Raw genomic sequence first — 17,159 nt, 5'->3', positions numbered from 1 at the left:
CTATTTGATTTTTCAAATCTACGTAGGGTGGGCATTGCCCACCACAAGCATGATATGGTGGGCAATGCCCACCCTACAGTACTTACAGAATTTATGAAAAAGCTGTATGAAAACGTTGGTGACTGGAGCTAATGGATTTACTGGTTCTCATTTAGTGAGGGCTTTGCAAAAGCAAGGCAACACTGTTATTGGATTAGTACGTAAATCTAGTAATTTAACCCGTCTTGAGAATCTTAACGTAGAATTGGTTTACGGTGATATTACTGACAAAGAGGCATTACAATCAGCAATGGTTGATACAGATACTGTTTTTCACACTGCTGCTTATGTGGAGCTAGGAATTGTCAATGAAGCCGAGATGGAGCGGGTAAATGTAGAGGGGACGCGAGCCGTTTTAGAAGTAGCTCGAGAAACTGGCGTATCTAAGCTAGTTTATTGTAGCACTATTGGTGTATTCGGCGATACAAAAGGTCAAGCAGTGAATGAAACTTTCCAAAGAACGCAAAAGCACTTTTCCTCTGCTTACGATCGCACGAAATACCAAGCTCAACAATTAGTAGATCGAGCTGTTGAAGCTGGTTTTCATGCTGTTAGCGTTCTTCCCTCTGGAATATTTGGTGCTGATGACCCGCACTTTGGTCCGGTTATGGATCTGTTTTGCAAAGGAAGGCTCAAAGTGTGGGCTGGTGGCGATCGCATCACAGGGATTGTCCATGTTGACGATCTTGCAGATGCAATGATTTTAGCGGCAAAAAAAGGTAAACCAGGAGATTACTATATTATTTCTGCTGGTGATTTAACACTGCGCGAAATGTTTGCGATTGTCTCCCAAGAAACAGGTATTCCAGCGCCTCGTGAAGTTCCCAAACCCCTAGTGAGATTGGCGGGAAACTTACTCGACCCAATTGGACGGTTGCTGAAATGGCAACCACCCATCAGTCGGGAACGCGTTCACTATATATATGACCGATGTGTCCGAGTAGATGCTACCAAAGCCCGTAATGAGCTGGGCTGGCATCCTCGTTCAGTCACAGAAACTCTTCGTGAGTTAGTTGTTAGTTGTTAGTTGTTAGTTGTTAGTTGTTAGTTGTTAGGGGGATGAGGAAGAAAATTCTCCCTTGTCCCCAATCCAAAATCCAAAATCTAAAATCCAAAATCCTCAATCCTCAATCCCTATTTATTAAATATTGTGGCGGGATCGAGACGGGTGACTTTTTGAATGGCAAAAATGGCTGCGCCAGTACACATGATAATAGTGACACCAAAAACTGCGATCGCGGTTTTTGGTGTAATTAAAATTAGGATGCCTTGACTTGCCAATGTCCAAGTGGCGACTCCGAAGCAAAGTGTAATACCTGGGATATAACCTAGAACAGCCATCCATATAGCTTGCTCAACAATGACGCTGTAAATCGCCCAATCAGATGCACCCATTGCTTTGAGTGTGCCAAACTCCTTGAGATGTTCTGACACGGAGGAATAAAGTATTTGACCAACAACAATGGCTCCTACAATGATTCCCACTGTTGCACCCAGCCCTAAAATGAATCCAATACCAGTTCGCTTTTGCCAGTAAACCTCAGTTCTTTTAATCATTTCTGCACGGGTGTAGGCTTGGGTATTGGGTAAGGCAGCGTTTAGTCTTTTCTTGAGTGCCTGCAAATCCTGACCGGGCTGAGCTTGAATTAGGATATAGGTGATGGGGTCTAATGAAGATAAAGGTTTTGGTGCGGGAGTAGTGTTCTTCTCTGGATCTACGTAAGTGGTGGTACATTGAATGTCTTTTGAACCCGATTGCATTCGACAAGACACATTAGAAGTTTTACCAGAACTTACGTAAGCAGTGGCGTTTTCTAGAGAAGTAAACATATAAGGATTCGATGCAATGGAGCGGTTTCCTTGAGTGAAGCCAACCAGACGTACAGGCAAAGTATTGACTTGTGCTTTATCACCTACACGTCGTACACTTAAAGATTCTGTATTAAATGTATCTACTATTACAGTATACGGCTCTTTCAGGGCATTTTTACTGCCTTGGATGATATTATTAGGTGTAAACAATTGCCCATCTGGATCGAATCCAATCACTCTGACTGGAGCTATTCTCCCCATGGGGTGACGCCATACTCCTCCAGTGGCAATCAGCGCTTCTGCATTTGCAACACCAGGGACAACTCTAGCTAAATTGATGTGCGCTAAAGGCATTGGCAGCGTGAGGTCAAGGTAAATCATGCTGTCAGACGCTACCCAAATATCAGCACTAGAATTGTTAATTAATTTAGTAGAGGAGCGCGTAAACCCATTAAAGATACCAGTTTGAATAGTCACTAGGCTAACGGCAAACATAATACCTGCCTGTGCTGCTAGAAAGCGAGGAATGTCTTCAAGCAGATTTTTACGGGCAATCGAAACCATAAGAAAAGCTGGTATATTAATAAATTTTTTTAGTCTGACATTAGCCATAGTATGCTAAACGCCTATTGTTATGTTGGCAACCACAAGTTCCTAACCGAGCACTCCCATCATCATTCTATTGACTGCGATCGCACTCAGGAAATATATCAAGGAACCTGTAGTTATAATGAGTCATCCTTTACACCGCGCTTTCTTAAAAATTAATTTTCATGCCAGTCCATCGACCCAAAAATAAATTACCTGCCTCAGTATTCCTACTTATATTAGGGTTTCTTATCACTGCTAGCCTTGGATTTGTCACAAACACGCGTTTCTCTTCTAGCAAAAAAGGAACAAGTTCAGAAAAAGCTCTTGCCCAAACTCCACTTAAACCAGCACCTGAAGAAATCGTCCAAGTTGGGGAAGTACGCTCTTTACCAGGCAAGCTAGATACAGTATCTGTCTTTAATAGCAATAGTCCTGAGTGGATCAAAACTGAAGGAATTTTACTCTCTACCTTTCCTACAAACAGAAAAAAAGTTTCAGCCGCACACTTAAACTTTCCTTTTCAGGGAAGATTTGACTTATTTGCCCATCACTACACCCACACTCCTAAAGATTTGCAAACGCTTTATTTGGGCTTGATTTTGCACAATCCAAGTCAAAAACCAGTGACAGTGGATGTTTTACAGGCAGCAAGTTACTTGATGCAAGATGCACCATTCGTCACTTTAATCAACTCCACCAATCAAAATCAAACTGTATACTTGACATTAGAAACCCCTTTGAAAGAAGACACTTTATCCAAAGGAGGTTTGCGGTTTCGTAAACCATCTTTAGATTTTCCTTTTTTCCGAGGTACGGTAAGGCTACGTTATATTGATGACAAAGGAGAACAAAAAACTCGTTACGTACATTTATGGCATAGAACTGGTCAGATATTAGAACCACTCATTAAGCTTGTAATGCCAAGCAATTCTCGTCGTACCGTGCAAATTGATTTGATTTACCCACCAGATTCAACACCACCACAAGTGTTAACCGTGAAAACTTTGGATGGTTAGTGCTTAATGCAGCGATCGTGCGTTCATGACTATTTATCAATTTTTTAGCTCGTGAAAAACATTTCTTCGGTGGAAAGAGAGAGTGCAGTTAAGTAACTTTTTGCAGCCTCACGAGTAGGGAGTTCCAGTTGATCTGAATCCAGCACTTCCTGGGCAATGTACAATGGGCTATAGTAATGTTGTAGCCACTCCAAATCATTTACCCAGCAAAAATCAATTAGTGCAGTAGCATTGAGAATTGTTCCATTAAGCGACTGCATAAAGTTCTCTTTGTGTTGAATTAATTCCAAAATTATGATATCGGTGACAAAAGCCTGATAGACTTGTCTTCGATACAATGCCCGGTTTGAGATCGTTAATTTGCACAGCTAGAAAACTTTATTGTATTGATTGTCCTTAGCATGAGCAGTGCGATCGCTATTTTGCGATCTAGAGAGTCTGAGCCAAATACGTAAATATCCGATTTATTTTGTTCTTTACTACAAAAGACGTTACACTTTTTATGCGTAAACTACTAATTGATACAGATACTGCTTCTGATGATGCTGTAGCAATTATGATGGCCCATTCTTGGACAGATGTACAAGTTGTTGCAATAACAATTGTTAATGGAAATGTGTCTGTTGAACAGGGTTTGAAAAATGCACTGTACACGTTAGAAACTTGTAAGGCTATTACACCTGTGTATGTTGGGTGTAAAAAACCAATTCTAAGAAAAAGTAATTATGCTGAATGGTTTCATGGCAAAGATGGCATGGGAAATATGTACTATCCCGATTCACATATCAAACCCAAAATGTCACATGCAACTGATGCAATCATAGATTTACTAAAAACTTATCCTGATGAAATTACCCTCGTCACCTTGGGGCCTCTTACAAATATTGCTATTGCATTAAGCCGTGCTCCTGAAATTGCTTCCCTAGTTCCTCGCTGTGTAGTAATGGGTGGTGCTAATACAGTTGGTAATGTTACACCTGCTGCTGAATACAATATTTGGGTAGATCCAGAAGCAGCAAAGGTCGTTTTTCATAGTGGAATGCCAATTGAAATGGTTGGTTGGGAACTCAGCCGATATACTGCCGCATTGACCTCTACTGAAATCGACATGATTGAGGCTTTCGGAACAGATAAATCGCTTTTAGCAGTGAATAGCAATCGATTTTCTTTTGAAGCTTCTAGAAAACTACAAGGAGCTATTGGATTAACACTAGCAGATCCAGTAGCGATGGCAGTTGCTCTTGATCCTACGATTGTAACCCGTCAAGGCAAATATTTTGTAGATATAGAAATAACAAGTGATCTAACTCGCGGTATGACAGTTATTGATGAATTAGATGTCCTTCATAAAGAACCAAACATAACTGTAGTTCGAGAAATTGACATACCAAGATGGAAAGAGATTTTATATAGTTGCTTAAGAAAATAGAAGCGATCCCTCTTTGGGACTTCCAACGAATATGGGGTTGAGCCGAGATCCGTGTAATTTTCAGCAAGATGGTCTAGAAAAGCTTACTACATAACCATTTTTATGTAGCTCATCAAAAAGGTAAGACTACTGACCCAATACAGTATTTTGCTGCGTCCGAAAATAAAGATTTAGGTATTGTTAAACAGCAACGAAAACCGAATGTTAAGTTAATTGTCGCACCATTTCCAGAAAAACAGCGAGGCTCCGACCAATTTTTCTTTAAGGTATCTTCTGGAACTCCCTTAACAACTGCCGTGCAGGCTTAACTTGTTACCAATGGTCAGCACCTATCAAATTGGCATCTAAATTTCTTGTGGTACGGGCGTCCTCGCCCGTTACTCATATAAGACGGGCGAGGACGCCCGTACCACAGTATGGAATAATCTATTTCCTGGAAATCTAATACCAACAATACATATTAATAAAAAATCAGACATAAGAATGTGGACACACAAATAAATTTATTTCTGCATTTCCATATCCTTATGTCTTTTTTAAGCAAAACCTTCGAGGTTTATTCCTACTTCTCTTTAAGAATAAGCATCGCTTCATTTGGTAGTTGAGTAACTCTTCAATTATGTAAGAGTTCTATCAGTACCATAACTGCTACGAATTATTCTACCTTTTAACTTTTTACACTCAACCCACATCACACTTATGCTCAAAAGTGTATTTAAAAAGTTCTTGTGATGACATGAGTAGTTTCACGGAATTTATATTTGTTAGTGGATAGTGGTTGGTGGTTCCCTACTAACCACTAACAACCAACAACTAACCACTATCCATTAATGAAAAACGCGAGTATAAAGGGAAATACTTTAAACACGATGATTAATTAGACTGGTTAAAAAGTAGCATGGCAAATTCTTCGTCAAACCCTGCGCCAAAAGCCTACAGACAAAATCAACCAAAAGAAGGTGGCGTCAAGCGTGTCTATAAAAAACCTAAAAAGAAACCCAAGCAGAAAAGTTGGCTGGTGTCAGCGATCGCATTGGCGGTTTTGATGGGGAGCGGAGGGTTAGTTGTCACTTTTGCTTGGATAAGCATTCAATTCATACTCAATCCCTATCAAGTAGGATGGCTCACTAAATTTTTGCCGGATTGGGTGCAAATTTCCACAACTGGCGCAGAACGTCCTTATACTCTCAAACAAATTCAAGAGTCTCTCAAGCAGGAGGGGTTGGAAGCAGGACAAATCTTACCTTTAAAAGGTGATACAGCAGTTTCTTTCTTGCTCCCAGTTTTGAAGCAACGCTCTAATTGCCAGTCTGATTGTAAATCTATAGTTGAACTTAGAGTTTATCAACATTCCAAAGAATTGGAATTGAAATCCGTATCGGAGAAATATTATCGTCTAGCAACTCAGTTACCTGTCGCAGGACCGGAAGAGTCTTTTGTGGTAGCGTCTTTTGTTAAGGCTACAGATGAAAATCAAGGTTCTAGTTTGTCCTTACCTCTTAATGAAGTGGGGCGTTTTGAAGGTGAGACGCCATCATCTGGTGTTTGGTTTTATTTACAGGGTCAGCGCCAACAAGGAACGAGTCTCATTGCTTACGGTATTGTTGTTTATTACAATAGCGATCGCACTCATTTACAATTCATGTTGCCCTGGACTAGCCCAAACGGGCATTTACCTGAATGGCGACAAGTCACAGGTGGTGGGAACAAAGAACTCGTTGTAGATCAAACAGTAGGTTTAGAACCTCAGTTAAAAATTTACCAAGTCCAATCTGTCAAATACTTCCTCAATCCCATCCAATTAGAAGCAATTGCTTTCACACAACAATTTCTTAAGAATTCAGTGTATCGAGATGCTCTCTTGTTAGCCCGTAGCGGATTGTGGACACCAGCTCTTGAACGGTTGGAATCTCTGAAGAAACGCCAAAAAAAGCTTTTTTCACCGATAGTGAATTCCCAAATAGATGTCATTCGCTTGCACTCCGAATTAACAAAGACGCAAGCCAATACAATCTGGGCAAGCCCCAGCCAAGAAGTTTTGGCAGATATAATAGATGGCCGTTGGGAAAAAGCTTTACAGGTGTTCAAGGCTTCGCCACAAAACGCTCAGGAAATTTCTAGCCTCCTTAAAGCAGATGGGGACATATTATGGAATCGCGTGGAAACAGAATTGCAAGTCAATCCAAAGCGACAGTCGGTGCAAGCTTGGGGTGCTTTGATTGTAGCAGCCCGTCACGGGAAAGAACGAGGGAATAAGTGGTTAAGCCAGCGATCGCCGATCTCAGAAGACACTATTGCTTACGCTCAAAGCCTCATAGAACTTTTAGACGGTAAAGTTCCACAGTGCGAGCAATCGCATACTGAGTCTTGCGAGTACGGTACTGGCTTCTGAAGTTATTCGCTTTGAGTAACACTTGTTTTATTGCTGTACAAAATGTGGTAGAAGCGATATACGTGCAGTGCTTATTTAGCTTTCCAGGCTGCTCGTATCAGATGATTTTTGGACTTTCATATCCTGCAGTTGCCTTAACAAGCAATCAACTTCAGCTTGCAGGTTGATAAATTTTGCTTGCTGCTCGGCCTGATAAAGGCATTTATTCAATTTGGTTGCCCAGTATGTTTGGGATTCAGTGTTTGAAACGCTAGAAGTAGTCATAACCATACGAACCACAGAAATCGACTCACACCATTAGAGATATTATAATAGAGAAGTTTTAAGAATCATTAAATAATTCTATACTCCTCATAATTGGTTGTAACCTGTCTAATGTCGTACATTGCCTGGACTACTTGCATAGCATTTTTGTTCCAAAAAAAACATTTATTGTTGCGACCTTGCATATCGGTCACATTTAATGTGCAAAATAAAGATATATCACTAGTTGTTACCATCTCAGCTAAAAATAAAAGTTTTTAAATACCGTGACTCTAAGCCTGACTGCTGCTAAATCATACCGCCAACCCTGGCCGGGGCTAATAGAAGCCTACCGTCAATACTTGCCTGTCACTGAAAATACACCAGTGGTGACTTTGCTAGAGGGCAATACTCCTTTGATTCGGGTTCCCTCAATTGCAGAACTGATCGGCAGACAAGTCCGTGTATTTGTGAAATATGACGGTCTGAATCCCACTGGTAGCTTTAAAGACAGGGGAATGACAATGGCAATTTCCAAGGCAAAGGAAGCTGGGGCAAAGGCTGTTATTTGTGCAAGCACGGGCAACACCTCAGCTGCGGCAGCTGCCTATGCCAGACGTGGAGGAATGCGTGCCTTTGTGATCATTCCAGATGGCTACGTAGCACTGGGTAAATTAGCACAGGCATTGCTATATGGAGCAGAAGTTCTGGCAATTCAAGGGAATTTTGATCGGGCGCTGGAAATCGTGCGCGACATGGCAAACAGCTACCCAATCACTTTGGTGAACTCGGTGAATCCTTACCGTCTAGAAGGGCAGAAAACAGCTGCGTTTGAAATTGTTGATACTTTGGGTGATACTCCCGATTGGCTGTGTATCCCCGTAGGCAATGCGGGAAATATATCAGCATATTGGATGGGCTTTTGTCAATACCATCAAGAAGGGAAATGCGATCGCCTACCCCGAATGATGGGCTTTCAAGCTGCGGGTGCAGCACCTCTAGTAAATGGTCAACCAGTGACGCATCCAGAGACCATAGCCACAGCCATTCGTATAGGTAACCCAGCAAGTTGGGAGAAAGCAGTTGCCGTTCAGCAAGCCAGTATGGGAAGTTTTCACGCTGTAACCGATACAGAAATTCTTGAAGCTTATCGACTGTTGGCATCAGAAGAAGGAATTTTTTGCGAACCTGCGAGTGCAGCTTCTGTTGCTGGTTTGTTACAGGTAAAAGACCAAGTTCCCACAGGGGCGACAGTAGTTTGTGTCCTGACTGGTAACGGGCTGAAAGACCCAGACACAGCTATTAAACACAGTTCCAGCAAATTTAAACAAGGTATTCAACCGGAACTTAAGGCTGTGGCTGAAGCAATGGGATTTGAGGAAGGGAGTGGTGAGTGGTGAATGGGGAGTGGTGAATCCCCCCACTCCCTACTCCCCACTCCCTACTCCCTCTCTTTCCCTTGTTAATCTATCTATGGCATCACCTAAAGCTGTAGTCAGGCTTTTGCGGGTCTGGGAGTGATTTTCTTGCTCTGTTTTTAAAGCTTGAAGTATGCGATCGCGTTCTTTGATAACAGCAATGAGTTGAGTTTTTAACTCCTCAACGGATTTGATCTGTTCGACTTCTTGCTGAATGGCTGTTGTCGCTGTTGGATCGTCAAGTAATTCTGCTTCAAGACCCTTGAAAAACTGTATTTGTTTTTTTAACGAATCTACCGTTTGTTGTGCCATTTGAGCATCGGAACGACGCTGTTCTGCTTCAGTGCTGTAAAGCTTACGCCATTTTTCTGCGCTTTGCCAACCGGCATCACGCTCTACTTGCAGTTCTGCTATCTGTTGTTTGAGTGCTTTGATTTCTGCTAACCACTGTGGTGTTAATTCTTGAGTCATATCAGTTAATTAAGCTTATTTATACACTGTATTCTTTATACAAAGAAATATGAATATACGCACCAGTGACCAGTGACCGGTTAATCTCCATATTAAAAGTAGGAGATGTGAACCGTAACAAGTTATTACGTATAGCAGGTAAATTTATCAACTATGGCTGGGAAGAAGTAGAATAACCAGCTGTTTAATCATAGAAATGCGATCGCCCTAATGTCTCAACCCCCTCACTATCCCATTATGGACTCTGATGCCAAAGCACTGACTATAAAACGGCTGCGTCAGCTAAGCCGTGTAATGGACAAAGCAATTACCATTCCTGGAACCCCGATTAGTATTGGTCTAGATCCGATTTTGGGATTGATACCTGTTGGGGGTGATTTTTTAGGAATTCTGTTTTCGGCATATATAGTCTTAGAAGCAGCCAGGTCGGGTGCGCCTGCAGCTACGATAAGCAGAATGGTATTAAATATAATAATAGATGGAATATTAGGTGCTGTACCGTTAGTGGGAGACTTGTTCGATTTTGCCTGGACAGCTAATGAGTACAACATTAGACTACTGGAAGATTACTTAAAGTTTCCCAGGCAGAGGAAAAGCACAGACAAGTGGTTTGTATTTGCGGTGTTAACTGTATTGTTCATTGTCACTATTGGACTAGTAACATTTGCCGTGATATTAATGAGGCTGTTTGGAACCTTGCTTGAAACTCTGCTGAGATCCTTAAGTGGCAGTTAGATGAGTACAAAATAATAGATGAAAGATTGGTGGCAAACGACTTTCCCTAAAGGTCGGCAAAGTCTAATTATTACAGATGCTAATGGGTATCCCGTACAAATCGCGTATGCTGAAAAAGGTACGGGTCAACCCCTGTTTTTACTACATGGCGTTGGTAGCTGGAGTTATAATTGGCGTTCCAGTATAGATACATTATCTCAACATTTTCGAGTGATCTGCTTTGATGCCAAAGGTTATGGTTTTTCAGAAAAACCCGTGACTCGTAAAGAAAAGAATGGTCATCAAGTGGTTGAATTTGAGAGAATTATTCGTTCCCTCTGTGATGAACCCGTTATTCTTGTAGCAGAATCATTAGGTGCATTAGTTGCTCTAGCGATCGCACAAAAAAATCCCCAATTAATAGCACGCCTGGTGGTACTCAATGTGCCTATCTTTGCACAACGTCTACCTCATTGGGGAATGTGGTTACTTTCGCAAATACCCATAGAGATAGTGCAAATCATTGACTCGTTGAGACTACCACTGTTGTACGCACCAATCGTTAGAGAAATTATGGCAGTAGAAAGGCGCGGTGTTCTGTTCGACCCATCCATACTCACCCAGGAAGACGTTTATTGGATAACTTACCCCTATGTTGAGCTTCCCGGTACTCTTGCAAAGGTAGCAGAAGAATTACAAATAGCAGCACGAGAAATTGAGCATTTGCAAACCAATAAACCCAGTTTTCTTGCCAATATTCAAAATAACCTAAGCGCGGTTAGATGTCCCACACTTGTTTTGTGGGGTGAACAAGATACGTGGTTTCCTACAAGTGATGGGGAAAAACTGTGTCAATATCTGCCTAACGCAAAGTTACAAATACTGCCTAACTGTCGCCATGATGCATCTTTTGGTGCTTCAAAAGATGTGAATGCAGCGATTCTTGAGTTTTTACGAGATAGCTAATCCCATTTGGATTTTAGAGGATGTTTATAAAGTCTTGGCGAATGGAATTCGCGTCTATACAGGCAAAACCCACCTACGTGGGTTTCAAAATACTAGTCTGCGTAGGCGGACGAGCGTTTGTATAGTAGCTCATTATATGAGGTCAGGATTTTTAAAACATCCTCTTAGATGCGTGAATTTTGGATTGAGAAAGTCTTACTCAGACTTACTCTCATCTAATTATTTATCACATTTTTTAAATTCGTATCACCATAAAAAGAGTGGGAGCAAGCATACCAATCGCTTTTCTGCTCCCACTCGCCATTTGTCGCTGAAGCGTTTCGGAATATGTGGAGACGTTGTCAGTTATTTAGGGGGCTTTCTGTAATTAACAACGACTCTACTAGTCCTGTTGCGACAAATGCACGCTTGATTATTTAGATAAGATTTTTTCTTTTAAGTAATGGGTTGTCTATTAATTTTGGATATTTCCGACAACTTCTGAGTCCTTTTTGCAGTAGATGCCTTTGAGTTAGTTTGATAGTTTATCCGGTTTTGGATAACACCCTTGTCCGTCATTTCTTATCTTTAATTTAGTTCATTTTATCTTTTCTCTGTTGCCACTATGGCACGTTTTCTAGAACTTTGTTAACTGTTAAATTCATCACAAAATCAGAAAATGAGAGGAGAAAACTCGACTCTTTCATGATACTAGATGACTTAACTATCTTGAATATATCATTTTTCTTCTGACTTAGAATGCAGGGCAATACCCCTCATTTTTTATTTTTGTTATTACAGGATTTTAACTGTTAGTAATTAACCAAAAGTCTGGCAAATATAAAAAAAGAGTGGGAGCAAGCATACCAATCGCTTTTCTGCTCCCACTCATCATTTGTCGCTGAAGCGTTTCGGAATATGTAGAGACGTTGTCAGTTATTTAGGGGGCTTTCTGTAATTAACAATGTCTCTACTAGTCCTGTTGCGACAAATGCACGCTTGATTATTTAGATAAGATTTGCTGTTTTAGGCAATGGGTTGTCTATCAATTTGGGATATTTCAGAGAATTTCTGAGTCCTTTTTGCAGTGGATGCCTTTAAGTTAGTTTGATAGTTTATCCTGTTTTAGATAACACCTTTTTCCGTCATTTCTTATCTTTAATTTAGTTCATTTTATCTTTTCTCTGTTGCCACTATGGCACGTTTTTTAGAACTTTGTTAACTGTTAAATTCATCACAAAATCAGAAAATGAGAAGAGAAAACTCTGGCTCTTTCATGACACTAGATGACTTAACTATCTTGAATATATCATTCTTCTCTTAACTCAGAATGCAGGGCAATACCCCTCATTTGTTCATCTGGTTCTACTGGGTTTTAACTGTTAGTAATTAACCAAAAATCTGGCAAATATAAAAAAAGAGTGGGAGCAAGCATACCAATCGCTTTTCTGCTCCCACTCATCATTTGTCGCTGAAGCGGTTCGGAATATGTGGAGACGTTGTCAGTTATTTAGGGGGTTTTCTGTAATTAACAACGTTTCTACTAGTCCTGTTGCGACAAATGCACGCTTGATTATTTAGATAAGATTTTTTCTTTTAGGTAATGGGTTGTCTATCAATTTGGGATATTTCAGAGAATTTCTGAGTCCTTTTTGTAGTGGATGCCTTTGAGTTATTTTGATAGTTTATCCGGTTTTAGATAACACCCTTGTCTGTCATTTCTTATCTTTAATTTAGTTCATTTTATCTTTTCTTTGTTGCCACTATGGCACGTTTTCTAGAACTTTGTTAACTGTTAAATTCATCACAAAATCAGAAAATGAGAAGAGAAAACTCGGCTCTTTCATGACATTAGATGACTTAACTATCTTGAATATATCATTCTTCTCTTAACTCAGAATGCAGGGCAATACCCCTCATCTGTTATTTTTGTTATTACCGCATTTTAAATGTTAGTAATTAACCAAAAGTCTAGGAAATATAAAAAAAAGAGTGGGAGCAAGCATACCAATCGCTTTTCTGCTCCCACTCATCATTTGTCGCTGAAGCGTTTCGGAATATGTAGAGACGTTGTCAGTTATTTAGGGGGCTTTCTGTAATTAACAATGTCTCTACTAGTCCTGTTGCGACAAATGCACGCTTGATTATTTAGATAAGATTTGCTGTTTTAGGTAATGGGTTGTCTATCAATTTGGGATATTTCAGAGAATTTCTGAGTCCTTTTTGCAGTGGATGCCTTTGAGTTATTTTGATAGTTTATCCGGTTTTAGATAACACCCTTGTCTGTCATTTCTTATCTTTAATTTAGTTCATTTTATCTTTTCTCTGTTGCCACTATGGCACGTTTTCTAGAACTTTGTTAACTGTTAAATTCATCACAAAATCAGAAAATGAGAAGAGAAAACTCGGCTCTTTCATGACATTAGATGACTTAACTATCTTGAATATATCATTCTTCTCTTAACTCAGAATGCAGGGCAATACCCCTCATCTGTTATTTTTGTTATTACCGCATTTTAAATGTTAGTAATTAACCAAAAGTCTAGGAAATATAAAAAAAAGAGTGGGAGCAAGCATACCAATCGCTTTTCTGCTCCCACTCATCATTTGTCGCTGAAGCGTTTCGGAATATGTGGAGACGTTGTCAGTTATTTAGGGGGCTTTCTGTAATTAACAATGTCTCTACTAGTCCTGTTGCGACAAATGCACGCTTGATTATTTAGATAAGATTTGCTGTTTTAGGTAATGGGTTGTCTATCAATTTGGGATATTTCAGAGAATTTCTGAGTCCTTTTTGCAGTGGATGCCTTTGAGTTATTTTGATAGTTTATCCGGTTTTAGATAACACCCTTTTCCGTCATTTCTTATCTTTAATTTAGTTCATTTTATCTTTTCTTTGTTGCCACTATGGCACGTTTTCTAGAACTTTGTTAACTGTTAAATTCATCACAAAATCAGAAAATGAGAAGAGAAAACTCGGCTCTTTCATGACATTAGATGACTTAACTATCTTGAATATATCATTCTTCTCTTAACTCAGAATGCAGGGCAATACCCCTCATCTGTTATTTTTGTTATTACCGCATTTTAAATGTTAGTAATTAACCAAAAGTCTAGGAAATATAAAAAAAAGAGTGGGAGCAAGCATACCAATCGCTTTTCTGCTCCCACTCATCATTTGTCGCTGAAGCGTTTCGGAATATGTGGAGACGTTGTCAGTTATTTAGGGGGCTTTCTGTAATTAACAACGTCTCTACTAGTCCTGTTGCGACAAATGCACGCTTGATTATTTAGATAAGATTTGCTGTTTTAGGCAACGGGTTGTCTATCAATTTGGGATATTTCAGAGAATTTCTGAGTCCTTTTTGCAGTGGATGCCTTTAAGTTAGTTTGATAGTTTATCCTGTTTTAGATAACACCCTTTTCCGTCATTTCTTATCTTTAATTTAGTTCATTTTATCTTTTCTCTGTTGCCACTATGGCACGTTTTCTAGAACTTTGTTAACTGTTAAATTCATCACAAAATCAGAAAATGAGAAGAGAAAACTCGGCTCTTTCATGACATTAGATGACTTAACTATCTTGAATATATCATTCTTCTCTTAACTCAGAATGCAGGGCAATACCCCTCATTTATTCATCTGGTTCTACTGGGTTTTAAATGTTAGTAATTAACCAAAAGTCTAGGAAATATAAAAAAAAGAGTGGGAGCAAGCATACCAATCGCTTTTCTGCTCCCACTCATCATTTGTCGCTGAAGCGTTTCGGAATATGTAGAGACGTTGTCAGTTATTTAGGGGGCTTTCTGTAATTAACAATGTCTCTACTAGTCCTGTTGCGACAAATGCACGCTTGATTATTTAGATAAGATTTGCTGTTTTAGGCAATGGGTTGTCTATCAATTTGGGATATTTCAGAGAATTTCTGAGTCCTTTTTGCAGTGGATGCCTTTAAGTTAGTTTGATAGTTTATCCTGTTTTAGATAACACCCTTTTCCGTCATTTCTTATCTTTAATTTAGTTCATTTTATCTTTTCTTTGTTGCCACTATGGCACGTTTTTTAGAAGTTTGTTAACTGTTAAATTCATCACAAAATCAGAAAATGAGAAGAGAAAACTCTGGCTCTTTCATGACACTAGATGACTTAACTATCTTGAATATATCATTCTTCTCTTAACTCAGAATGCAGGGCAATACCCCTCATCTGTTATTTTTGTTATTACCGCATTTTAAATGTTAGTAATTAACCAAAAGTCTAGGAAATATAAAAAAAAGAGTGGGAGCAAGCATACCAATCGCTTTTCTGCTCCCACTCGCCATTTGTCGCTGAAGCGCTTCGGAATATGTGGAGACGTTGTCAGTTATTTAGGGGGCTTTCTGTAGTTAACAACGTCTCTACTAGTCCTGTTGCGACAAATGCACGCTTGATTATTTAGATAAGATTTTTTCTTTTAGGCAATGGGTTGTCTATCAATTTTAGATATGTGTTCTGTGTCTGAGTTCTCTTTTCTAGTAGATGTTCTTGAGGTTTTTTGATATTTTGTACAGTTTTAGAACAACACTTTGCCGTCATTTCTTGTCTTTAATTTATTTCATTTGCTCTTTTCTTTGTTGCCACTATGGCACGTTTGTTAGAATTAACATAACCGTTAAATTCACTACAAATTTATATGAAAAAGTGTGTAACTTCCTCTTTCATGACATGAAATAACTTAACTATCTTGAAATATATCATTCTCTTTATTGCTAAGAATGCAGGGCAATACCCCTCATATGTCAGTCTTTTCTAACAGTCTCTAAACTGTTAGCAAGTAACGAAAATCCTTTTTAAGATAAAAAAAGAGCGGAAGCAAGCATACCAATCGCTTTCACGCTCCCACTCTTTTTTTGCTGCTGAAGCTTTATGATTGGTAGGGATTTCAGCCATGTTTACATTCCTGAATCTAGCTGTTTTTACTCCGTCTACCTTCTTGTTTTGCGAAAAGTGTATCACAAATGATTGAATATGTGATACACCCTGATAATAACACCCTTGAAGTCGTTTACCATCTTTAACTGTCTTTAATGTATAGAGCTTATTCATTTCTAAGTTGCCATTTTGGCAATTCTTCTATTAATTAAAGACTGTTAAATACAATACGGTTTTATAAAAAAAAATAATTTATTAGACGAATTTAAAATCATTCAGGAAACTTTTTAAGTAGTTCATTGCCCTATTGTCAAACAAAATTTTTATAAAGCATAGACAATTTCGAGACTAGACCAGCGTTCGTACAGTACCTTAGCTAGCGCCCGCAAACCCCATGCTTCGCTACGGTAATGACCTACTGCGATCGCATTCATTTTTGTTTCCTGCAATGCAAAATCAGCCCCTTTGCGTAACTGTCCTGTAATGTAGGCTGTTGCACCACGATTTGTTGCTTCTCGTACCAGTTCGTCTGTCATTGCACCGACAACAGCAATTTTTCGGACTTCTTCAGGTTTATCTACTCCACGTATTTGCTCGTATCCACCAAAAATTTGACTGATGCGATCGCACAACTCAGCAAAACTTTGCGTTGGGATGTCTCCAATCATTCCAATCGGTCTATTTTTTTTCTCACCCAAAACGAACACACAAGACATTCCCAAAATTTTCGCCAATTCGGGGTTAAATGAGAGTGTTAGGCGTTCATCAAATGCCAAATGATAAGAGATGACACCGATATCTGGTGTAAGTTGTCCTGGTTGAAGTTTCCAAGGTCGATGTAAGAACACAGCGTCTAAATTTTCTGCGTCAACCCATTCCTGCAACTCCGTCCAAGGTTCTAGCGCTAAACCCAAACGCTTGATAGGACGTATTGAAGGAAGATACACGCCGCCCTGTTCTTCCTGAAAATATTTCTCAATTGCTAAATAGTCATTTAAGAATTCTGCTATTTCCTTTAAGAGAAGAGAGTTACGCTCAAGAATCATCAGTACTTTAACGGTTGTAATTAGACAGAATAATACAATATTATTTGTTATAGCATTTATGATATAAAGAGACTCAATATCTTCTAGATAGGGGTCTCTACAACTCAGTATTTTCCACTAATCACATATATTTT

11 protein-coding genes and 1 pseudogene are annotated in these 17,159 nt (G+C 39.4%); 8 read left to right on the top strand and 4 right to left on the bottom strand.

The window, feature by feature from the left end:
* The first annotated feature begins 106 nt into the window (after positions 1–106).
* Positions 107–1,066 (top strand): NAD-dependent epimerase/dehydratase family protein, encoded by a 960-nt coding sequence (locus tag WA1_RS38415; RefSeq protein ID WP_017749723.1) that lies wholly within the window; start codon positions 107–109, stop codon positions 1,064–1,066.
* Between the two features lie 107 nt (positions 1,067–1,173).
* On the opposite strand, the gene WA1_RS38410 is transcribed toward WA1_RS38415, so the two are convergent.
* A complete protein-coding gene (locus tag WA1_RS38410) occupies positions 1,174–2,463 on the bottom strand; it encodes an FtsX-like permease family protein (protein ID WP_017749722.1) in 1,290 nt (429 codons plus the stop codon).
* Between the two features lie 161 nt (positions 2,464–2,624).
* Between WA1_RS38410 and WA1_RS38405 the strand changes: the two genes are divergently transcribed.
* Complete coding sequence (locus WA1_RS38405; RefSeq protein WP_017749721.1) at positions 2,625–3,458, top strand: DUF3370 family protein; 834 nt, start codon at positions 2,625–2,627, stop codon at positions 3,456–3,458.
* A 44-nt stretch (positions 3,459–3,502) separates the two neighbouring features.
* Here the strand turns inward: WA1_RS38405 and WA1_RS38400 are convergent, their stop codons facing one another.
* Positions 3,503–3,718: a hypothetical protein gene (locus tag WA1_RS38400; protein ID WP_051077151.1), complete on the bottom strand. Its 216-nt coding sequence runs from the start codon at positions 3,716–3,718 to the stop codon at positions 3,503–3,505.
* A gap of 242 nt (positions 3,719–3,960) precedes the next feature.
* Between WA1_RS38400 and WA1_RS38395 the strand changes: the two genes are divergently transcribed.
* The 4 genes and pseudogenes from WA1_RS38395 (at position 3,961) to thrC (ending at position 8,922) form a co-directional block, all read left to right on the top strand.
* Positions 3,961–4,887, top strand: coding sequence for a nucleoside hydrolase (locus WA1_RS38395; RefSeq protein WP_017749719.1), 927 nt, complete (start codon positions 3,961–3,963; stop codon positions 4,885–4,887).
* A gap of 95 nt (positions 4,888–4,982) precedes the next feature.
* Positions 4,983–5,195 (top strand): annotated as a pseudogene (locus WA1_RS53945) (IS4 family transposase); the annotation flags it as partial.
* A 590-nt stretch (positions 5,196–5,785) separates the two neighbouring features.
* On the top strand, positions 5,786–7,279 hold the full coding sequence (locus WA1_RS38390) for a hypothetical protein (protein WP_017749718.1): 1,494 nt from the start codon (positions 5,786–5,788) through the stop codon (positions 7,277–7,279).
* 530 nt (positions 7,280–7,809) lie between these two features.
* A complete protein-coding gene (thrC, locus tag WA1_RS38380; protein WP_017749716.1) occupies positions 7,810–8,922 on the top strand; it encodes a threonine synthase in 1,113 nt (370 codons plus the stop codon).
* Between the two features lie 27 nt (positions 8,923–8,949).
* Here the strand turns inward: thrC and WA1_RS38375 are convergent, their stop codons facing one another.
* On the bottom strand, positions 8,950–9,411 hold the full coding sequence (locus tag WA1_RS38375) for a hypothetical protein (protein ID WP_017749715.1): 462 nt from the start codon (positions 9,409–9,411) through the stop codon (positions 8,950–8,952).
* Positions 9,412–9,621: 210 nt separating this feature from the next.
* Here WA1_RS38375 and WA1_RS38370 point away from each other — a divergent pair, with 210 nt between their 5' ends.
* Both WA1_RS38370 and WA1_RS38365 read left to right on the top strand, forming a co-directional pair.
* Complete coding sequence (locus tag WA1_RS38370) at positions 9,622–10,146, top strand: DUF4112 domain-containing protein (RefSeq protein ID WP_017749714.1); 525 nt, start codon at positions 9,622–9,624, stop codon at positions 10,144–10,146.
* An 18-nt stretch (positions 10,147–10,164) separates the two neighbouring features.
* Positions 10,165–11,091: an alpha/beta fold hydrolase gene (locus WA1_RS38365; RefSeq protein ID WP_017749713.1), complete on the top strand. Its 927-nt coding sequence runs from the start codon at positions 10,165–10,167 to the stop codon at positions 11,089–11,091.
* A 5,211-nt stretch (positions 11,092–16,302) separates the two neighbouring features.
* Here WA1_RS38365 and WA1_RS38355 read toward each other — a convergent pair.
* Positions 16,303–17,025, bottom strand: coding sequence for a Nif3-like dinuclear metal center hexameric protein (locus WA1_RS38355; RefSeq protein ID WP_017748078.1), 723 nt, complete (start codon positions 17,023–17,025; stop codon positions 16,303–16,305).
* Positions 17,026–17,159: the final 134 nt, after the last annotated feature.

Source organism: Scytonema hofmannii PCC 7110 (genome assembly GCF_000346485.2).
Taxonomy (GTDB): Bacteria; Cyanobacteriota; Cyanobacteriia; order Cyanobacteriales; family Nostocaceae; genus Scytonema; species Scytonema hofmannii.
The sequence above is the reverse complement of the archived record's forward strand: the minus strand, read 5'-3'. Positions and strand labels throughout refer to the sequence as shown.

What these genes read in the sequence shown, in the direction of transcription:
- WA1_RS38365 (WP_017749713.1), top strand. Translation starts at nt 10,165, where the DNA reads ATGAAAGATTGGTGGCAAACGACTTTCCCTAAAGGTCGGCAAAGTCTA.
- WA1_RS38355 (WP_017748078.1), bottom strand. Translation starts at nt 17,025, where the DNA reads ATGATTCTTGAGCGTAACTCTCTTCTCTTAAAGGAAATAGCAGAATTC.
- WA1_RS38405 (WP_017749721.1), top strand. Translation starts at nt 2,625, where the DNA reads ATGCCAGTCCATCGACCCAAAAATAAATTACCTGCCTCAGTATTCCTA.
- WA1_RS38410 (WP_017749722.1), bottom strand. Translation starts at nt 2,463, where the DNA reads ATGGCTAATGTCAGACTAAAAAAATTTATTAATATACCAGCTTTTCTT.
- WA1_RS38395 (WP_017749719.1), top strand. Translation starts at nt 3,961, where the DNA reads ATGCGTAAACTACTAATTGATACAGATACTGCTTCTGATGATGCTGTA.
- WA1_RS38415 (WP_017749723.1), top strand. Translation starts at nt 107, where the DNA reads ATGAAAACGTTGGTGACTGGAGCTAATGGATTTACTGGTTCTCATTTA.
- WA1_RS38390 (WP_017749718.1), top strand. Translation starts at nt 5,786, where the DNA reads ATGGCAAATTCTTCGTCAAACCCTGCGCCAAAAGCCTACAGACAAAAT.
- WA1_RS38370 (WP_017749714.1), top strand. Translation starts at nt 9,622, where the DNA reads ATGTCTCAACCCCCTCACTATCCCATTATGGACTCTGATGCCAAAGCA.
- WA1_RS38400 (WP_051077151.1), bottom strand. Translation starts at nt 3,718, where the DNA reads ATGCAGTCGCTTAATGGAACAATTCTCAATGCTACTGCACTAATTGAT.
- WA1_RS38375 (WP_017749715.1), bottom strand. Translation starts at nt 9,411, where the DNA reads ATGACTCAAGAATTAACACCACAGTGGTTAGCAGAAATCAAAGCACTC.